The organism is Nonomuraea sp. NPDC049784 (assembly GCF_040659615.1).
Taxonomy (GTDB): Bacteria; Actinomycetota; Actinomycetes; order Streptosporangiales; family Streptosporangiaceae; genus Nonomuraea.
Genome location: NZ_JBFAMX010000204.1, coordinates 1 through 16681, shown reverse-complemented (window position 1 = coordinate 16681; position 16681 = coordinate 1). Strand labels below are relative to the sequence as shown.

The 16681-nt window shown below is 68.1% G+C and carries 14 protein-coding genes; 9 read left to right on the top strand and 5 right to left on the bottom strand.

All coding sequences use genetic code 11. From position 1 onward, the window contains the following. Positions 1 to 168: 168 nt before the first annotated feature. Positions 169 to 690 carry a SigE family RNA polymerase sigma factor gene (locus tag AB0J09_RS32605; protein WP_360699264.1) on the bottom strand — a complete coding sequence of 174 codons (522 nt, stop codon included), beginning with the start codon at positions 688 to 690 and terminating at the stop codon, positions 169 to 171. A 922-nt stretch (positions 691 to 1612) separates the two neighbouring features. Between AB0J09_RS32605 and AB0J09_RS32600 the strand changes: the two genes are divergently transcribed. Beyond that, positions 1613 to 2206, top strand: coding sequence for a rubrerythrin family protein (locus AB0J09_RS32600; RefSeq protein WP_360699262.1), 594 nt, complete (start codon positions 1613 to 1615; stop codon positions 2204 to 2206). Here the strand turns inward: AB0J09_RS32600 and AB0J09_RS32595 are convergent. After that, complete coding sequence (locus AB0J09_RS32595; RefSeq protein WP_360699260.1) at positions 2162 to 3196, bottom strand: LacI family DNA-binding transcriptional regulator; 1035 nt, start codon at positions 3194 to 3196, stop codon at positions 2162 to 2164. The genes AB0J09_RS32600 and AB0J09_RS32595 overlap by 45 nt on opposite strands. A gap of 197 nt (positions 3197 to 3393) precedes the next feature. Here AB0J09_RS32595 and AB0J09_RS32590 point away from each other — a divergent pair, with 197 nt between their 5' ends. Genes AB0J09_RS32590 through AB0J09_RS32575 form a run of 4 tightly spaced genes read left to right on the top strand, consistent with a single transcriptional unit; the run spans position 3394 to position 9781 of the window. Continuing rightward, positions 3394 to 6558 (top strand): sugar-binding protein, encoded by a 3165-nt coding sequence (locus AB0J09_RS32590; RefSeq protein WP_360699258.1) that lies wholly within the window; start codon positions 3394 to 3396, stop codon positions 6556 to 6558. Positions 6559 to 6576: 18 nt separating this feature from the next. Beyond that, the gene (locus AB0J09_RS32585) at positions 6577 to 7947 is read left to right on the top strand and encodes an extracellular solute-binding protein (RefSeq protein ID WP_360699256.1); all 1371 of its coding nucleotides are present in this window, start codon (positions 6577 to 6579) and stop codon (positions 7945 to 7947) included. Between the two features lie 14 nt (positions 7948 to 7961). Then, on the top strand, positions 7962 to 8894 hold the full coding sequence (locus tag AB0J09_RS32580; RefSeq protein WP_360699254.1) for a sugar ABC transporter permease: 933 nt from the start codon (positions 7962 to 7964) through the stop codon (positions 8892 to 8894). Beyond that, entirely contained in the window at positions 8891 to 9781 is an 891-nt protein-coding gene (locus AB0J09_RS32575) for a carbohydrate ABC transporter permease (protein ID WP_360699252.1), read from the top strand. The genes AB0J09_RS32580 and AB0J09_RS32575 overlap by 4 nt, the downstream gene beginning before the upstream one ends. 179 nt (positions 9782 to 9960) lie before the next feature. On the opposite strand, the gene AB0J09_RS32570 is transcribed toward AB0J09_RS32575, so the two are convergent. Together AB0J09_RS32570 and AB0J09_RS32565 are read right to left on the bottom strand one after the other, a co-directional pair. Then, positions 9961 to 10815 carry a phytanoyl-CoA dioxygenase family protein gene (locus AB0J09_RS32570; protein ID WP_360699251.1) on the bottom strand — a complete coding sequence of 285 codons (855 nt, stop codon included), beginning with the start codon at positions 10813 to 10815 and terminating at the stop codon, positions 9961 to 9963. A 72-nt stretch (positions 10816 to 10887) separates the two neighbouring features. Next, positions 10888 to 11733, bottom strand: coding sequence for an AraC family transcriptional regulator (locus tag AB0J09_RS32565; protein WP_360699249.1), 846 nt, complete (start codon positions 11731 to 11733; stop codon positions 10888 to 10890). A gap of 144 nt (positions 11734 to 11877) precedes the next feature. Here AB0J09_RS32565 and AB0J09_RS32560 point away from each other — a divergent pair, with 144 nt between their 5' ends. Genes AB0J09_RS32560 through AB0J09_RS32545 form a run of 4 tightly spaced genes read left to right on the top strand, consistent with a single transcriptional unit; the run spans position 11878 to position 15341 of the window. Further along, positions 11878 to 12840, top strand: a complete 963-nt coding sequence (locus AB0J09_RS32560; RefSeq protein WP_360699247.1) for an oligogalacturonate lyase family protein — start codon at positions 11878 to 11880, stop codon at positions 12838 to 12840. Then, positions 12837 to 13184: a hypothetical protein gene (locus AB0J09_RS32555; protein WP_360699245.1), complete on the top strand. Its 348-nt coding sequence runs from the start codon at positions 12837 to 12839 to the stop codon at positions 13182 to 13184. Before AB0J09_RS32560 ends, AB0J09_RS32555 begins: the two co-directional genes overlap by 4 nt. After that, on the top strand, positions 13181 to 14077 hold the full coding sequence (locus AB0J09_RS32550; protein WP_360699243.1) for an NAD(P)-dependent oxidoreductase: 897 nt from the start codon (positions 13181 to 13183) through the stop codon (positions 14075 to 14077). Before AB0J09_RS32555 ends, AB0J09_RS32550 begins: the two co-directional genes overlap by 4 nt. Beyond that, complete coding sequence (locus AB0J09_RS32545; RefSeq protein ID WP_360699241.1) at positions 14070 to 15341, top strand: enolase C-terminal domain-like protein; 1272 nt, start codon at positions 14070 to 14072, stop codon at positions 15339 to 15341. The genes AB0J09_RS32550 and AB0J09_RS32545 overlap by 8 nt, the downstream gene beginning before the upstream one ends. Positions 15342 to 15883: 542 nt before the next feature. Here AB0J09_RS32545 and AB0J09_RS32540 read toward each other — a convergent pair. Then, positions 15884 to 16681: DUF6596 domain-containing protein (locus tag AB0J09_RS32540; RefSeq protein WP_360699239.1), on the bottom strand; the 798-nt coding region annotated here is incomplete at its 5' end.

Sequence of the window (16681 nt, the reverse complement as noted above, 5' to 3'; positions counted from 1 at the left end):
GCGCGGCGGCGGCGCCGAGCGTGGCGACCGGGACCAGGACCCGGGCCAGCCGGCGCCTGCCGGGTGAGGCGGGCATCAGGTCGATGCCCGGTGGCTGGTCCTCGGTCGCCTTGATGAGCAGTTTGCGGATGTCAAGCTCGTTCATGGACGGCTCCTCGTGTCGGTTTCTCATCGGATCCCACTCCCTTCCTCCTCGGTTCGGTTGACCAGCGTGCCGGGGGCAATCAGCCGCCGCATCGCCTGCAGGCCGCGATGCGTGTGGGTCTTGACCGTCCCCACCGAGCAGCCCATCAGGTCGGCGACCTCCGCTTCCGGCAGGTCGGCGAAGAACCGCAGCACCAGCGCCGTACGCTGCCTGCCCGGCAGTTTCGCCAGCGCGTTGCGTACGTCCTCGGCCGCGGCCCGCGCCTCGCCCAGGTCGTCGGGGCCGGGCAGGTTGGGCAGCTCGGCACACGGGATCTCACGGCGCCATCGGGCGCGCCACCATGACCGGTGGGTGTTGACGAGAATCCTGCGCAGATACGCATCAGGGTTGGTGCTGGTGTCCAGGCGATGCCATACCCGGTACAACTTGCCTAACGAGGCCTGCACCAGATCTTCGGCCGCTTGCCAGTCGCCGGTGAGCAGGACCGCCGTTTTCAGGTGATACTCTCCCCGGCGCTGTACGAAGTCCGCGAAGTCCGCCTCCACCTGCTCTCCTCTCGTCGGTAATGTCGACTCCTGACACTCCCTGAGTCCCGCGCCGGGTTGACGAGAACAGCCATGAATCTCAGGAGGGCCGGGAGCAGGGTGAAGGCAACGGCATTCCGCCATTGCGCCCTGGTTACCGACCAGAGGGCGCAATTGGTGAAGGAAAGAGTCCGCCTTCTCGCGTGCCACCTTCAAGAGAACGCGGAATATCGAGACGATCGGGATTCGCCAGCGCCTTTTCGGGGCGCCCCGCCCGAACGCTCGCCCCCGGCGACGGCTTGTCCGGAAGCAGATCCGACCAGAGCCAGGCGCTCCGGAACGCCGCCTGGAGGCTTTGGCCACGCGTCCCGAACGGGCCTTACCGACCGGATCCGAACATGCGAAGAGGGCTCCCGCCGGTAAGAGGAGCTCTCTTCCTCGCCTCAAACCGATCCACGCCGTGCTCAGGAGAAAGACATGGCGGGCCGTTATACAGAGGCAGCGAGCACCAACCGTGCCCGCATACCCCATGTCACCAATCCCGTCGACCACAAGCAAGATCAACCAAGCGTTCCGAACTGTCCCGGACATGTTCCGAACGACGGGTGCCTCATTGGCGGCCCCTGGACGCGCTGTTGAACCTGGATGGCGAGTCGGCGGTCAGGCTTCGTCGTCGTCCAGGTCGTCTATGAGGAGGCGATCACGTCTTGGGCCGCGGAGCCGGCGAGCGCGATCCATCTAGAGCATGCGGGGACGGCTGTCCTGCCAGATGGCCGGATGCCGGCGTACAACCGGGGGTTGCCTCGCCCTGCACATGGGCCATGTTTTGCATCCGGCCTGCATGCTTCACGTGGTTTTGCCAGGATGACCGTTACCGACCACCTCGCCAGGTTAAGCCGTCTCACGATGACCGTAGGCATCCGCACCAGGCGGGGAGGTCGAGATGATCCCCTTGTCAGTACGCGCACTCATCACCGGCGCGTTCACCATCGCACTGGGCATGCCCATGGGTGGTGCGTTCGCCGCTTCCGCCTCACCGGTGGGTCTGCCCGCCGATACGGTGGACCCGCCGAGTCCGCAAACCCAGAAGGATCTCGAGCAGTCGATGCGCGGTGAGGCGTTCGCCAACGCCTCCTACCGCCTCTATGCCGCGCAGGCGCAGCGGGAGAATCTGCCGTCGGTGGCCCGCCTGTTCGAGCGGACCGCTGATGTGGAACTGGGCGAGCACTTCAAGGAAGAGGCCGCGCTGAGCGGACTCGTACGCGGCGATGCCGCGAATGTGCGTGCCGCGATGGCCGGGGAGAGGTACGAGTCCCAGAAGATGTATCCCGGCTTCGCGCAGCGGGCCAAGGCCGGCGGCTACAGCCGGGCGGCCGCCCGCTTCTCGGAGATCGCCCGTGACGAAGGCATACACGCGCGAGCGTTCGGCACCGCGCTGCGCGCCGTCCAATCTGGCCAGGGCACCGTGCCGGCGCCCGCGGGCCGTCGTCGGTCACGTGCGATCCGGTGTACTGCCACCCAGATGAATCTCCGCTGACGGCATCGGGATGTCGCTTGCCAGCGGATCAAGGGCAGCGCTGACCGCGGCGGCACCCATCTCCTCGAGCGGAGACCGGACCGTGGTGAGCCAGTCGGCCTCGTCGCCGAACGGGCTGAACAGGCGATGGCCGTACCCGGCGACCGCGACGTCGTCGGGCACCACCAAGCCGCTCTCCCGCAATCGATGAATGGCGCCCCAGGCGACCACGTCCTCGGTGCTGACGATGATCTCGGCATCGGGTCGATCCGCCAGATACGCGGTCGCGGCCTCGATCCCGCCCGCAACGCTGTGCACGGCTTGGTAGACGTGGCTGTCCGGTAGCGCCACACCGCCGGCGGACAGTCCGACCCGGAAACCGTCGAGCCGATCACGCTCCGAGGGGACCGCCTCGTCGGCGAGGAAAACGACGAAACGCCGATAACCCAGGCCAAGCAGGGCACCGGCGAGCGCCTTGCCACCGTTGAAGTCCGGCGGCCTGATCGCCAGGACCGGCTCGGAGGCTTCGCCGACGATCACGACCCGGCCGCTCTCGCGCTGGAAGCCCAGCAGCTGCTCCATCAGCCTGGAGCCCGCCTTCGCGGTCGTATCCCGCTTCCTGGCCAGCACCAGCGCCTGTGGGCGCTGCCGGCGCAGATCCTGCACCAGATCGCGTTCCCGCGACTCGTCACCTTCGGTCGAGAGCAGGTTCAGGATGTAACCGCGCTGGGACGCCTCCCGCATCGCCCCGAAGGCGATCCGGGCGAAGAACTGGTCGCGAATATCGCCGACCACCAATGCGACCGCGGGATAGCGACCGCGCGCCATCGCTTGCGCGGCGAGGTTGGTGGTGTACCCGACCTGTTCCGCCGCGGCCAGCACCCGCTCCCGGTACTCGTCGGCGACCTGCCGGACACTGCCGTTGAGCACGCGGGAGGCCGTGGACTGCGATACACCCGCCGCGCGCGCGACATCGGCCAGCCGGGGATTCCCATTGGGTTCGTTCGACACGACTGACATGATAACGATCTGGTTTGGGACAGCGCTGTCCAACACCCGACTTCGGCCATCCTCCCCCGTGCAGCAGCAAAAAAACCAATCTCGCGCTCTTGTCGGGAAAGCGCTCGCCGGGCAATATGGCCACCCAACGCGCTGTCGATCTGGAGGTTCGCCATGCACCGTTGCAGAGTCAGCAGCGGGGGTCGCTCATGATCGGTCGACCAGGATGTCTCAGACTTCTCGCCGTCGTCGCAGCCGCGGTGCTGGCCGCCACCCAGGTGGTGTCACCGGCATCAGCCTCGGGTGATCCCGGGATCACCTTCACGAACCCGGTGGCCGCAGACGGGATCACCGCCTGGCCAGGAGATCCGGACAAGACACCTGAGCACGCGGCGTCGAGCCGGCTCGGGGTGCCGTGCTGGCAGACCAGCAACGACCTGAAGAACCAGTACATCTATCTGAACATCGACGCGGCCAGGATCCCGGCCGGCGCCACCGACGCGGTGCTGACGGTGAACTACTTCGACAGCCCAGGTCAGCAGCTCACCGCGCAGTACGACAGCGTCAGCGCGGCCTTCACCCCGCTGCCGTGGTTCTCGTTTCCCGGCTCGGGAGCCTGGGCGACCACGCAGTTACGGATGTCCAGCATCAACTTCCAGAACCGCGCGAACGGCGCCGACATCCGTCTGATGGCGAATGCACCTGGCGGTGTCATCAGCCCGGTCTGCGTCTCGTCGGTCAGCGTCTCGTTCGCGGACACCACCGGCATTACGGTGACCAACCAGAGCCTGGTCTTCACTCAGGGCGCGGGCAGCGTCACGCTCACCTCGACCGCGTCCTCGGTCGCCTGGAGCATCACCGACGACCAGTATCTCCCGGTTGCCTCAGGCAACGCTGCGGTTACAGCCGGGGTGGGCTCGATCAGCACCAGCGGCTTGAAGCCCGGCTTCTACAACCTCCGCCTCACCGCCGGTCAGACGGTCGTCGGTACGACGCTGGCCGTCATCCCGCCGCTCCCGGCGGGAATCCAATCCCCAACCGGCAAGTGGGGCGTGAACACGCACATGTCCCACTACTACAACCTCAGCGGCGCCTTGATCCGCACCCTCGCCCTGACCGGCTTCTCGCACATCCGCGACAGCCTCGAGTGGCCGCGCGTCGAGTCCGGCTCGCCCGGCAACTACTCGGTCGACCCGAAGTACGACGCGATGATCGCGGACGCGAAGGCGAACGGCATCATCCCGCTGCTGGTAACCGGCTACCGCAACCCGTTGTACGACGGCGGCCACACCCCGAGCACGCCCGACGGCCTGGCGGCGTACGGCCGCTATCAGAGCTGGTGGCTCAAACACTTCGCCGGCACCACCAACGACATCGAGACCTACAACGAGTACTACATGGCCGGCTTCAACGACAGCGCCTGCGGGATCACCGGCGCGTGCTTCCTCCAGCTGATCAAGGCCGCGTACGAGCAGACCCACAAGGACAACCCGAACGCGAACGTCATCGCCGACGTCGGCCCGAACAAGGGCGACACCTCCTTCCGCGACCAGTTGCTGTCCCTGGGTGGGCTGGCCTACATGGACTCGATCAACGCGCACATCTACACGTTCCCCGGCCCGGAGGGAGACCTGGACACCCAGATCCAGAACCTGCGCACCGAGGCCGACGCGAACGGCGGTGCCGGCAAGCCGATCTGGATCAGCGAGGAGGGCTACCCGACCGCGCCGAGCTTCGGCGGCTCGATGCTCGACCAGGCGCGCAAATCGATCCGCAACGACGTGATCATGATCGCGAACGGCGTCAGCCAGTTCTACTGGTACGACGCCCTGAACGACGGCACCAACCTGGACGACAAAGAGAGCACCTTCGGCCTCCTGCAGGCCCCGGCCGGGCCGATCGCCGGCATGGCCCCGAAGCCGGGCCTGGTGGCGAAGGCGACCACGATCCGCGCCCTCACGGGCCTCGCCTACAGCGGCCGCGACACCCTGCCGTCTCCGCTGTACTCCTACCGCTTCGGCTCCGGTGCCGCGACCACCCGTGTGCTCTGGTCGACCGGCACCGGCACCTCATCCGTCAACCTCACCACCACCAGCCCGCTCGAAGTGACCGACATGTACGGCCACAAGACCACCCTGACCCCGACGGGCGGCGTCGTGAACCTGACCGTCGACCAGGATCCGGTCTTCGTCAAGGGACCCGCCACCGCGGCCTCGCAGCAGTCGAAGCCGGAGTTGAAGGTCGCGGCCGCGGATCCGTCCAACTCGCTGGAGCCGACCGCGGTCACGGTGACTCTCAAGAGCACGGTCCGCAACCTCGGCCCGCGCACGGTGACGATCGCGGGCCAGACCAAGCAGGTTCTGGTCACCCCGGGCCAGGACACCACGGTCACCATCCCGGCCCCGGCGAGCGACACCCTCGGGTCGCGGCACCTGGTCGCGACGGTCGCCCGTAATGGGAAACCGACCGCGCGCCTGGTCGCGTGGACCAGCGTCGAACCTGCGACCAAGATCCGCGTCCTCCCGCAGATCACCCAGGTCTCACCGCTGCAGGCCGGCCTCGGTGTCGAGCTCACCAACACCAGAGCGACCACAGCAGCGACGATCCAGGGCCTGGCCTGGACCATCGCCGGGCAGAAAGGCACAGCTGGCACCGGCCAGTCGATCGCACCGGGACAGAAGGCAATGATCAGCATCCCGGTCAGCGGTCTCCAGCTCTGGAAGCCCTACGCCTACACGGTGGATCTCACCACCTCCGACGGCAACAAGGTCTCCGCGACGGGCACCACCGCCTTCAACCCGATCGCGCCCTTGGCAACAACCCCGAGCAGCTCGATCAACCTCGCCACCGACGCCAGCTGGATCGCCTTCACCCGCCCCTGGGGCGGACCTGCCGACCTTTCGGGTACGGCGAGCTTCCAGTACGACGCGACGGGGCTGACCATCAACGCGGCCGTCACCGATGACGTGTTCTCCCAGACCGGGACCGCTGCCACCTTGTGGCGCGGCGACAGCCTGCAGTTCGCGATCAGCCACGGGCTGCCGGGTGAAAGCCCGACCGCCACCGAGATCGGTGCCGCCTTGCTGTCGACCGGGCCGGCCGTCTACACCTTCGGCACCTCGGACGGCAGCCCGGCCGGGACCACGCCCGGCGCCACCGCCGCGATCACGCGCGCGGACGGCGTTACGTCGTACCAGGTCAAGCTGCCCTGGGCGGCGCTCGGGTTCCAGTCCCAGCCGGCAGGACCGGTCGCGATCGCCCTCGCCATGAACGAGGACGACGGCGCCGGGCGTGCCGGGGCCCTGCAGTGGGCGAGCGGGATCGTCACGGGGAAGACCACCACCCTGTTCCTGCCAGGAACGTTCACCAGCTGAGAGAAGGAGTAAGCAGTGTTGACCACACGATGGAGGGCGGGCGCCGTCACCGCGCTGGTGATCCTGGCGGCCACCTCCTGCTCATCAGGATCCGGGAGCGAAGGCATCAGCGATGACGGCACCGTGACGATCACGGTCGGGCAGAAGCCCACGCCGGACCAGGCGGCCGCGCTGAAGACCTGGACCGACCGGGTCGCGCAGTTCGAGAAGGCCAACCCGAAGATCAAGATCGAGGGTTCGGAGTACGGGTACGACGTGCAGACGTTCCAGGCCGACCTGGCCGCCGGGACGCTGCCGACCGTGGTCGCGATCCCGTACACCGACGTCCAGGGTCTGATCGAGCGTAAGCAGCTCGCCGACATCACCGACGTGGTGAAGGCGTCGCCGGTCAGCAGCAAGATCAATCCGGAGGTGCTGAAGACCGTCCAGGACTCCAGCGGCCACATCTTCGGCCTGCCGGTGCAGGCGTACACGATGAGCCTCAACTACAACCGCGCGCTGTTCAAGCAGGCCGGGCTCGACCCAGACAAACCGCCGACCACGTGGGAAGAGGTCCGGCAGGATGCCAAGATGATCGCGGACAAGACCGGCAAGGTCGGCTACGCGATGATGACCACCAACAACACCGGCGGCTGGGTCCTCACCGCGATGACCTACACGTACGGCGGATCCATCGAGAAGGTGAACGGCGGAAAGGCCTCGGCCGCCTTCAACGACACCCCGATGGAGAACGCGCTCACCACGCTCCAGCAGATGCGCTGGACCGACAACGCGATGGGCAGCAACTTCCTGTTCAACCAGAAGCAGCTGCAGCAGGAGTTCGCCGGTGGCAAGGTCGGGATGTACATCGGTACGCCAGGCGACTACCGCGACGCTGTCACCACGATGGGCGCCAAGGGTGAGGACATCGGCGTCGCGCCGCTGCCGCTCGGCTCGCCGGACGGCGGCACACTGACCGGCGGCGCCGTACAGATGTTCAACCCGAAGGCGTCGAAGCAGCAGATCGAGGCCGCGGTCAAGTGGGCCGAGTTCTTCTGGCTGGAGAAGTTCACCAACCAGGACCATGCGGTCACCGATGCGAAGGCCGCGAACGCGGATAAGCAGTACTCCGTCGGCCTGCCGATGCTGTGGTTGTTCGACGAGGCGTCGAAGAAGCAGTACGACGAGTGGATCAAGCCGTATGTGAACACGGTCCAGGCGAACTTCACGCCGTACACGTCCAAGGCCGCGTCGCTGAAGCTGATGATCGAACCGCCGGTCGCCGGGCAGAAGGTGTACGCGAACCTCGACTCGGTCCTCCAGACCGTACTGACCCAGAAGGACACCGACCTCGGCAAGCTGCTCGAGGACGCGTCGAAGACGGTCGACGGGCTGCTGGCGAGCTCGTGATGGCATCGAAGTCGGTGAGCATCCGGCTCGCATCCGGGGACCACCGGACCACGCGCTTCACGCAGCGCCTTGCGCGGTGGGTCCGGCGCGGCGGGATCAGCACCCTGGTGTTCCTCATCCCGACGCTGGTGATCTTCGGGCTGTTCTCTTGGTGGCCGATCGCGCAAGGTCTGGTCCTCGCGTTCCAGCAGACGAATCTCGTCACCGCGGCGGAGTGGGTCGGACTCGACAACTTCCGCAAGATCCTGGCCGATCCGCTGCTCGTCACCGCGGTACGCAACACCGCGTGGTTCGCGTTGCTGGCCTTGGTGTTCGGGTACCCGGCGCCGCTCGCGCTCGCGGTCTTCGTCCGCGAGCTGCGCCGTGGCCGGGCGTTATTCTCGGTGCTGGCGTACCTGCCCGTGGTACTGCCACCGGTGGTGGCGATCCTGTTGTGGCGGGTGTTCTACGACGCGAGTGACTCCGGCCTGTTCAACACCCTTGCCCGGGGCATCGGCCTCGGCCCGTTCCAGTGGCTGCAGGACGCGCACTCCGCGATGCCGAGCATCGTCCTAGAGGCGACCTGGGCCAACGCCGGCTCGACGATGATCATCTACCTGGCCGCGCTGTCCGGCGTCCGCAAGGATCTCTACGAGGCGGCCGAGATCGACGGAGCCTCGATCTGGCGGCGAATCGTGCACGTGACGCTGCCGCAGATGCGGACGATCCTGCTCATCACCCTGCTGCTGCAGATCATCGGCACGTTCCAGGTGTTCACAGAACCGTTCCTGTTCACCGGCGGCGGTCCGGCGAACGCGACCACCACGATCCTGATGCTGCTCTACAACTACGCCTTCATCAACGGCGACTACGGTGGGGCGACCGCGCTGTCAGTGCTGCTCGCCATCTTCCTCGGGCTGCTGTCGCTGCTGTACTTCCGGCTCACGCGGCGCTGGAGTACGACGTGAGCGCGCGGACCGGGGACCGCGGCATCATCTCCGCGGCGGATCGCCGGCGCCCGCTGGTGCGCTGGACCCTCGGCGGCGGCCAGGCCCTGATCCTGATCCTGCTCGCCCTGGCCGGCCTCGGGCCCATCCTGTGGCTGGCCAAGGCGGCGATCTCGCAACCGCACGACATCGCCTCGAACCCGCTCGCCCTGTGGCCGGGCCAGCCGCAGTGGCAGAACATCGAGACCGCCTGGTCCCGGCTCCGGGTCGGTCCGGCACTGATCAACACGGTCCTGATCGCCCTCGGCAACTGGGCCGTGTCGGTGCTGGTGGCGACGACCGGAGGCTACGCGCTGGCGATCCTGCGACCGAGGTATGCCAAGATCATCAACGGTGCGCTGCTGGCCACGATGTTCATCCCCGCCGTGGTCTCGCTCGTGCCGCTCTACCTGACCGTGCTCAAGGTTCCGGTCCTGGGCGGGTCGTTGATCAACACCTACTGGGCGATCTGGCTGCCCGCCGGCGCCAGCGCCTTCAACGTGATCATCACCGGCCGGTTCTTCGCGCAACTGCCGGCCGAGCTGTTCGAGGCTGCCAAGATCGACGGCGTCGGCAACTTCCGCATGTTCACGTCACTGGTGCTGCCGCTGTCCGGACCGATCATCGGCGTCGTGTCGCTGCTGTCCATCATCGCGGCCTGGCGCGAGTACCTGTGGCCGAAGCTGGTCCTGCCGGACCGCACCAAACAGCCGTTGTCGGTGATGCTTCCGTCGATCCGCGACAACGTGCAGATCAGCCTGTTCATGGCGGGACTGCTGATCTCCGTGGTGCTGCCGATCGTCATCTTCCTGCTCTTCCAGCGCTACTTTCTCCGCGGTGCCGGCCTGGCCGACGGGATCAAAGGCTGAACGCCGATCTTCGCGACGATGGTTATCCGGCTACTGCGCCCGTGGCGCAAGCGAGAGGACTGAGGCATGGCCGTGTTCGACCTGCCGATCGAGGAACTGTGCGAATGCCGGCCGGAGCGGAGCGAGCCGCCGGGCCGGGACGCCGCCCCGCAGGGATGCCGGACTACGTCCCTGCCGGCTTACAGCCCGTCGCGTTCGTGCCAGTCTTCTTGCCAGCGAAGGTCGATAGGGTGGTCGGCACGTTGGTAGCGGATGTCGGTGGACAGTCGCATAACTCCGTCCGGATCGACGTTGTCGAGGGCGGCGTGAACGATGTGAGCCGTATGGATGACCATGTCGCCGGCCCGGTAGTCGGCCACCAGCCAGCGAGCGTCGTACTCCGACGCCAGCGCCGGCAGATCGGCGGTGATCGATGCCGCTGGACGCTTGAGGGTGCCATCGGCTTCCGCGCGCATGACACGACGGTGGCTACCTTCCAGGTACGTCAGGCCGCCGCGAGAGACCGGGCAGTCGCCGAGCGGGATCCACGCGGACAGAACCCGGTCCGTTCCCTCGCGAATGTAGACGAGGTCGTAGTGCGCTTGGGTGGCGGTACCGATCCCGGCCTCGCCAGGCGCCGTGTGCCGGATGATCTTGCGCCGGTGCAGATGGATCGTCCCACCGAGGAACCAGGCGAACCAGTCCCGGATCGCAGGCTGCGTGCAGAACGCACGATAGGTGGAACCTGGAACGATGTCGGTGAACAGAGCCCGGCGGAGCGCCGCGCGATCCAACCGCCCGCCGGCGATCCCGTCCCCGGCGTCCGATCCGGGTGCCGTGAGATTGGCGCCGGCTGCGCTGATCCGCTCGAAGTAGTACCGGCGGAACTCGAGTACGACGGCTGGATCGAGAGCCCGCCTGAGGAAGAGATAGCCGTCGCGACGGATCCGCGTCAACAGGGCATCGCGATCGTGACGTTCGGCGTCGGGTACGGCCTCGAGCTCGCCCAGCCGGGTGGGAGACTCGTCGAGGGTGTAGCCGTTGGAGGTCAGCATGAAGACGACCTTGCCAACAGCGGATGGGGTTCGCCATGCACAGATCGACGTGCCGGATGGACTTTCCGACTGCTAGGCCTGCAGGTCTCCACCCATCCGGCGCTGACTCTCGCGGAACTGGCTCGGTGCGACCCCGGTCTTGCGCGTGAAGAGCCGGCTGAAGTAACCGGCGTCGTCGTACCCGACGCGTCTGCCGACCGCAGCGATCGGCAGGTCGGTGCTCACCAGCAGCTCCTTCGCCCGGTTGAGCCGGAGCCGAAGCACGTACTCCTTGGGGCTGCAGCCGGCGGCACGCCGTACAGCCTTCCGGAACGAAGTCACCGACATGCCGAGGCGGCTGGCGTGAGCCTCCACGGACACCGAGCTGTACGCGTCGTGCATCAGGGATCTCAGAACTGGGCTTTGGGGCGATCCCGATGCGGAGATCGACTTGTACGCCGCGTTGATCACGTGGTGCATCGCGCTGGCCGCCTCCACGTCGCTGCGCGGATCGTCCGGCTGGCTCGCCCTGGCCAGCGAGTGAAAGGCGGTCACGAGCGCGTCGGTGTCGTGGACGCGCTGGACAGGCTGGTCCAGATCGATGTAACCGAACTGCTTGTACACCTGCGTCGCGTCACCGTCGAAGAGCGCCCACCACTCGCTCCATCCTTGCGGGTCCGGAGCGTAGGCATGCTGCACACCCGGCGGGAGCCAGAACATGGTCGGCGCGACGATGTCGTGATAACGGCCGTTCCATCGCAACCAGCCGCGACCCTCGGTCACCAGCACGGCGGCGTACGACTGCAGGGCACGGGCTTGCTGTATCACGACCTTTCCCTCGATCGAGCCGACGCCGAGGCACACGAGGCCGAGGCGGAACGACTCCGGCGCCGGTGTCAGATATCGGGCCCAGCCGACAGCCCGCCGCGATGAACTCACGCTGTCACAACCGGCTGACGACCCGTCCACGCACACCCAAAGTCTAGTGAACACCCACGAAGGAAGGATTCAGCAATGAACCTATCGACAGGCGCGCACTTGACGTACCCCCACGCAAACGGCTTCCACGCCGGTGGAGAGAGGTTGGCGATCACCCGCTGGGATCCTGACCGGCTGGCGACCGGGATTGCCAGCGTGGCGTGGCGGAACCCCGGCGAGGTGGACGTGCGAGAAGTGTGCACGCTGCCGGACCAGAGCGCGAAGGAGGGGACTGTCTGGTTCGACGTCGCGCGCGGAGCGGAGCGGCTCGCCGCGGTGTGGGACGATGTCCTGCACCTCGTAGACCTCGCCGATCACGCCGCAGAGCCCGAGACCGCGTATCGCGCCGCCGTAGGCCATACCCTGCAGGGGCTGGTCAGCATCAACTCGTCCGGTGATCGGGTGCTGGTGTCCGAGGAGTCACCTGGGGCATACACGCTGCTCGAGGTGGACGTCGACACAGGGCACGTCCGCGAACTGCACACCCGCGAATGGTGGGCGAACCACGCCCATTACTGCCCCGCCGACGAGGAGTGGATCGGTTTCTCCCACGAAGGATCCACGGAGACCGTGCCCGATCGCGTGTGGGCGCGGCACGCCGTCGAGATGCCGGAAGGCCAGTGCGTGCTCAAGCAGCCGGAGGGGCTGTACTTCGGGCACGAGCGGTGGGCGCATCACGCGGTGGGCGCGGTGGTTGTGGCCTACGGGGCCAGTCCGGCCGAGCCTCGCGGCCTCTACTGGACATCGCCGGACGAACCCTCGGGACGCCTGCTGTCGCGTGGCGACCGCTACTGGCACTGCGACATCAGCCGGGACGGCACACTCGCGGTGGTCGACACGACCGGACCGGCGGACCGGACCGGCAAGGGCTGGGATGACGCTGACGGCCTTGCCGACGTGCTGCTGGTGAACCTGGCGGAGGGCCGCACGACCCCGCTCGCCCGCACACGCGCAACCCGCCACCCTGCCCACCCCCACCCGATCTTCACCCCGGACGGCTCAGCCATCCTGTTCAACGATCTCGGCCAGGACGGCACCATCTCCATCACCCGCGTCGACCTTCCGTGACCGGACTGATCGGAAACGTTCACGTCCGGCGTTCCCGACCGACCTCCAGCCCGCCGGCGGCGAGCGGGTTCAACGTGCTCCCGCTCTCGCGACCGATCCTCGGAGTCGTCGCGCTCCTGGCCGTCATCGCCTCGTGGAAGGACTATCTGTGGCCGTTGCTGGTGCTGCCGAACCCGGATCTGCAGCCCGTCTCGTTGGCGCTGCCGAAGATCGCGGCCGGCAGCGAGCTGAACATCCAGATGGCAGGCCTGTTCTTCGCCCTCCTCATCCCGGTGGTCCTGTTCATCGTCTTCCAGCGCTCGTTCCTGCGCGGGGTCGGCATGGCAGGAGGGGTGAAGGGATGAGCGGCCTCCCGGAGCGCGTCCTGGTCACCGGCGCCGACGGCGCGATCGGCCGCGCGACCACCGAGAGCCTGGTACGTCTCGGCGTCAAGGTCACCGCGTTCTCGCTCACGTTCGAGCACGAGAGCCCGGCCGACCGCGTGATCGCCGGCGACGCGCGTGACGAGGCCGCCGTGTCGCGGACGCTCGACGACGTCGACGCCGTGGTGCACCTGGCCGCCATCCCGCATCCGTCGCTCGGCACCCCGGCGACCGTCTACGGCACGAACGTCGTGGCGACCTTCACCGTGCTCGCCCAGGCCGGTGAGCGCGGGGTGCGCCGGGCAGTCGTCGCCAGCAGCGTGAACGCCTTCGGCGTGCCGATGAACAGCCACGGCGTCGAGCCGGCGTACTTCCCGATCGACGAGGAGATCACGGCCGACATCGAGGACGCGTACTCGCTGTCGAAGAACAGCGACGAGGCCACCGCGCGCATGGCCTGGCGCCGCTGGGGCATCGACGTGGTTTCGCTACGGTTCCCGCTGACCAAGGACAGGCGGACGCTCATGCGCATGGCGGCCGACATCGAGCGCGAGCCGGCGTCGATGGCGCGCGAAGGCTGGGCGTACCTCGACCTCCGCGACGGCGTACGGGCGATCGAGCGCGCGTTGACCGCGCCGTTGACCGGTCCGCACGTGGTCGGTCTCAGCGCCGACGACCTGCTCATCGACCGGCCGGCCGCCGAACTGCTGCGCGAGTACGCCCCGGGGGTCCCGGTTCGCGCACCCATCGGCGAGTACGGCCCGCTCATCGACACCACTCGCGCCCGCGACCTTCTCGGGTTCGAACCTCTGTACTCCATCCACCGGCCGGACCCGGTCGGGGATCCGCTCGAGTTGGGAACCGTCAATGGTTGACACCGCCCCGTTCCGCACCTTCGACCAGCCCTGGACAGCCCGGGAGGACGTGCGCATCACCAGCGTGCGCGCCATCGTCACGGCGCCCGAGGGCACGCCCCTCGTCGTCGTGCGGGTCGACACCGACGTCGACGGGCTCCACGGGCTGGGCTGCGCCACCTTCACCCAGCGCTGGCACGCCGTTGTCGCCTTCGTCGAGGAGCATCTGGCCCGGCTCGTGACTGGGCGCTACCCGGGCGACATCGGCGACCTCATCCGGCTCGCGCGGTTCTCGGGCTACTGGCGGGAGGGGCCGGTGGAGAACAACGCGCTGTCGGGACTCGACATGGCGCTGTGGGACATCGCAGGCAAGCGAGCCGGCCTGCCCGTGCACGAACTGCTCGGCGGCAAGGTGCGCGCGTCAGCCGACACGTACATCCACGCCGGCGGGCGCGACATCCCGAGCACGCTGGACCAGGCGGAGAAGTTCGTGGAGCAGGGCTGGCGGCACGTACGCCTGCAGGCCGGGCAGACGGGCATCGGGACGTACGGGGCACCCCCGGTTGACGGCATGCCGCGGGCCGGCGCGCCCTACCCGCGCGGGTGGAACGTCGGCGAATACCTCGCCGGTGTGCCCGCCCTGTTCGAGCAGGCGCGCAAGCGTCTGGGCGACGGCGTGGAACTGCTGCACGACGTGCACTCGCGTCTCACGCCGAAGGAGGCGGTGGTGCTCGCCCGCTCGCTCGAGCCGTACCGCCTGTTCTTCCTGGAGGATGTGCTGGCGCCGGAGCACTGGGACCGACTGCCGGACGTGCGCTCGCAGTCCCCGGTCCCGATCGCCGTCGGCGAGCTCGCCACGTCGCTCACCGATGCGGCGAGGCTGATCACGTCGGGTGGCGTCGACTTCATCCGCGCGCACATCTCGGCGATCGGTGGACTCACGCCGGCGAAGAAGCTGGCGACCCTTGCCGAGTTCTTCGGTGTCAAGACCGCGTGGCATGCGCCCGGCGACACCTCCCCGATCGGGGCGGCGGCGAACGTCGCGGTGGACGTGACCACGAGCGCGTTCGGAATCCAGGAAGGGCACGTGTACAACGACGCGACTCACGAGGTGTTTCCCGGCACGCTGCGCATCGTCGACGGCTGGCTCACGCCGAACGAGGCTCCCGGATGGGGGATCGACCTCGATGAGGCGGCCGCCCTGGGGTTCCCGCCCGGCCTGTCGCGACACGACGAGTGGGCTGCGGGCGTGCGTGGTCTGGACGGCGGTCTCCTTGCTCCCTGAGCCGTGGCGGCGAGCCGGGCTTCCCGACCTGCCGCCCCTTCTCCCCGCCGGAGCCGATGCCGTCGACGAGTTCACTCGCACGGTTTACGGCCGTACCCCGCGTGGTGGTCGCCTGGCCGAACTCGTCCTGCGCTCGCGGGAGGAGTGCGTGCTCGGGGGAGCCGCCGATCGACTGCGCCACCCGGCCCCGCCTCCCGCTCACCGAGATGATGGCCGTCTCCAACGGAAAGCCTGATCTATGCCGGCATCGGCGTCGGTGATCCTGGTGGGCTGAAATCCCGAAGCAGTCCCGAGCCGCAAAGTGGAGGGCCAGCGCTCAGCCGGTCTTGGCGGATGCCGAGCCTCGCTGCAGTGTGCGGTACACGGTGGCCGGGACACGGAGAAAGGTGCTGTTTCAGTAGGGGTTCCTCTCGCGGTGATCGCTGGTCAGGAGCGAGGTGCACGGGATGTCGGCCTCTTGAACGGCAAGTGACGCGGTCCGGCCGGCCGACAGGGTGAGCAGACCGTCCCTATCGGGTCGGTGAATGCCTGCCCGCCGCCGCTCAACTGCGCAGTTGCGCGTTGAGCCGTGCGGCCTGTCGCGTGAGGTGGTCGCGTTCGGGGAGGTTGGGCGCTGATCGGGCGGCTTCGGCGTAGAGCCGTGCCGCGGTGACTGGGTCACCGTCACGCTCGTGTAGGTACGCCGCGGCGGCGGTGTGGCGGGGCAGGGCGGGGTCGAGCTCCGCCAGGGCGGCCAGGCCGGCCCGCGGGCCGTCGGCCTCGCCGACCGCGACGGCCCGGTTGAGGCGGGCCACCGGGTTGTCGGTGAGGCGCAGCAGTTCGTCGTACCACTCGACGATCTGCACCCAGTCGGTCTCGGCGGCCGTCTGGGCGTCGGCGTGGAGCGCGGCGATGGCGGCTTGGGCCTGGAACTCGCCCAGTCGGTCGCGGGTGAGGGCTGCCTGGAGCACGTCGACGCCCTCGGCGATCAGGCGGGTGTTCCACAGGCTGCGGTCCTGCTCGGCGAGGGGCACGAGCCTGCCGTCGGGGCCGGTCCGTGCCGGGCGCCGCGCGTGGTGGAGCAGCATGAGCGCGAGCAGGCCCGCGACCTCCTCATGGTGGGTCTTGGCCGCCAGTTGGCGAGTGAGCCGGATCGCCTCGGCGGCCAGGTCGACGTCGCCGGAGTAGCCCTCGTTGAAGACCAGATAGAGCACGCGCAGCACCGTGGCGACGTCACCGGGCTGGTTGAACCGGACGGCCGAGACGGTCCGCTTGGCCCTGCTGATGCGCTGGGCCATGGTCGCCTCCGGCACGAGGTAGGCCTGCGCGATCTGGCGCGTGGTCAGGCCGCCGACCGCGCG

Coding starts and splice junctions, on each gene's coding strand:
- AB0J09_RS32600 (WP_360699262.1), top strand. CDS start 1,613: ATGATCCCCTTGTCAGTACGCGCACTCATCACCGGCGCGTTCACCATC.
- AB0J09_RS32570 (WP_360699251.1), bottom strand. CDS start 10,815: ATGCTGACCTCCAACGGCTACACCCTCGACGAGTCTCCCACCCGGCTG.
- AB0J09_RS32590 (WP_360699258.1), top strand. CDS start 3,394: ATGATCGGTCGACCAGGATGTCTCAGACTTCTCGCCGTCGTCGCAGCC.
- AB0J09_RS32545 (WP_360699241.1), top strand. CDS start 14,070: ATGGTTGACACCGCCCCGTTCCGCACCTTCGACCAGCCCTGGACAGCC.
- AB0J09_RS32550 (WP_360699243.1), top strand. CDS start 13,181: ATGAGCGGCCTCCCGGAGCGCGTCCTGGTCACCGGCGCCGACGGCGCG.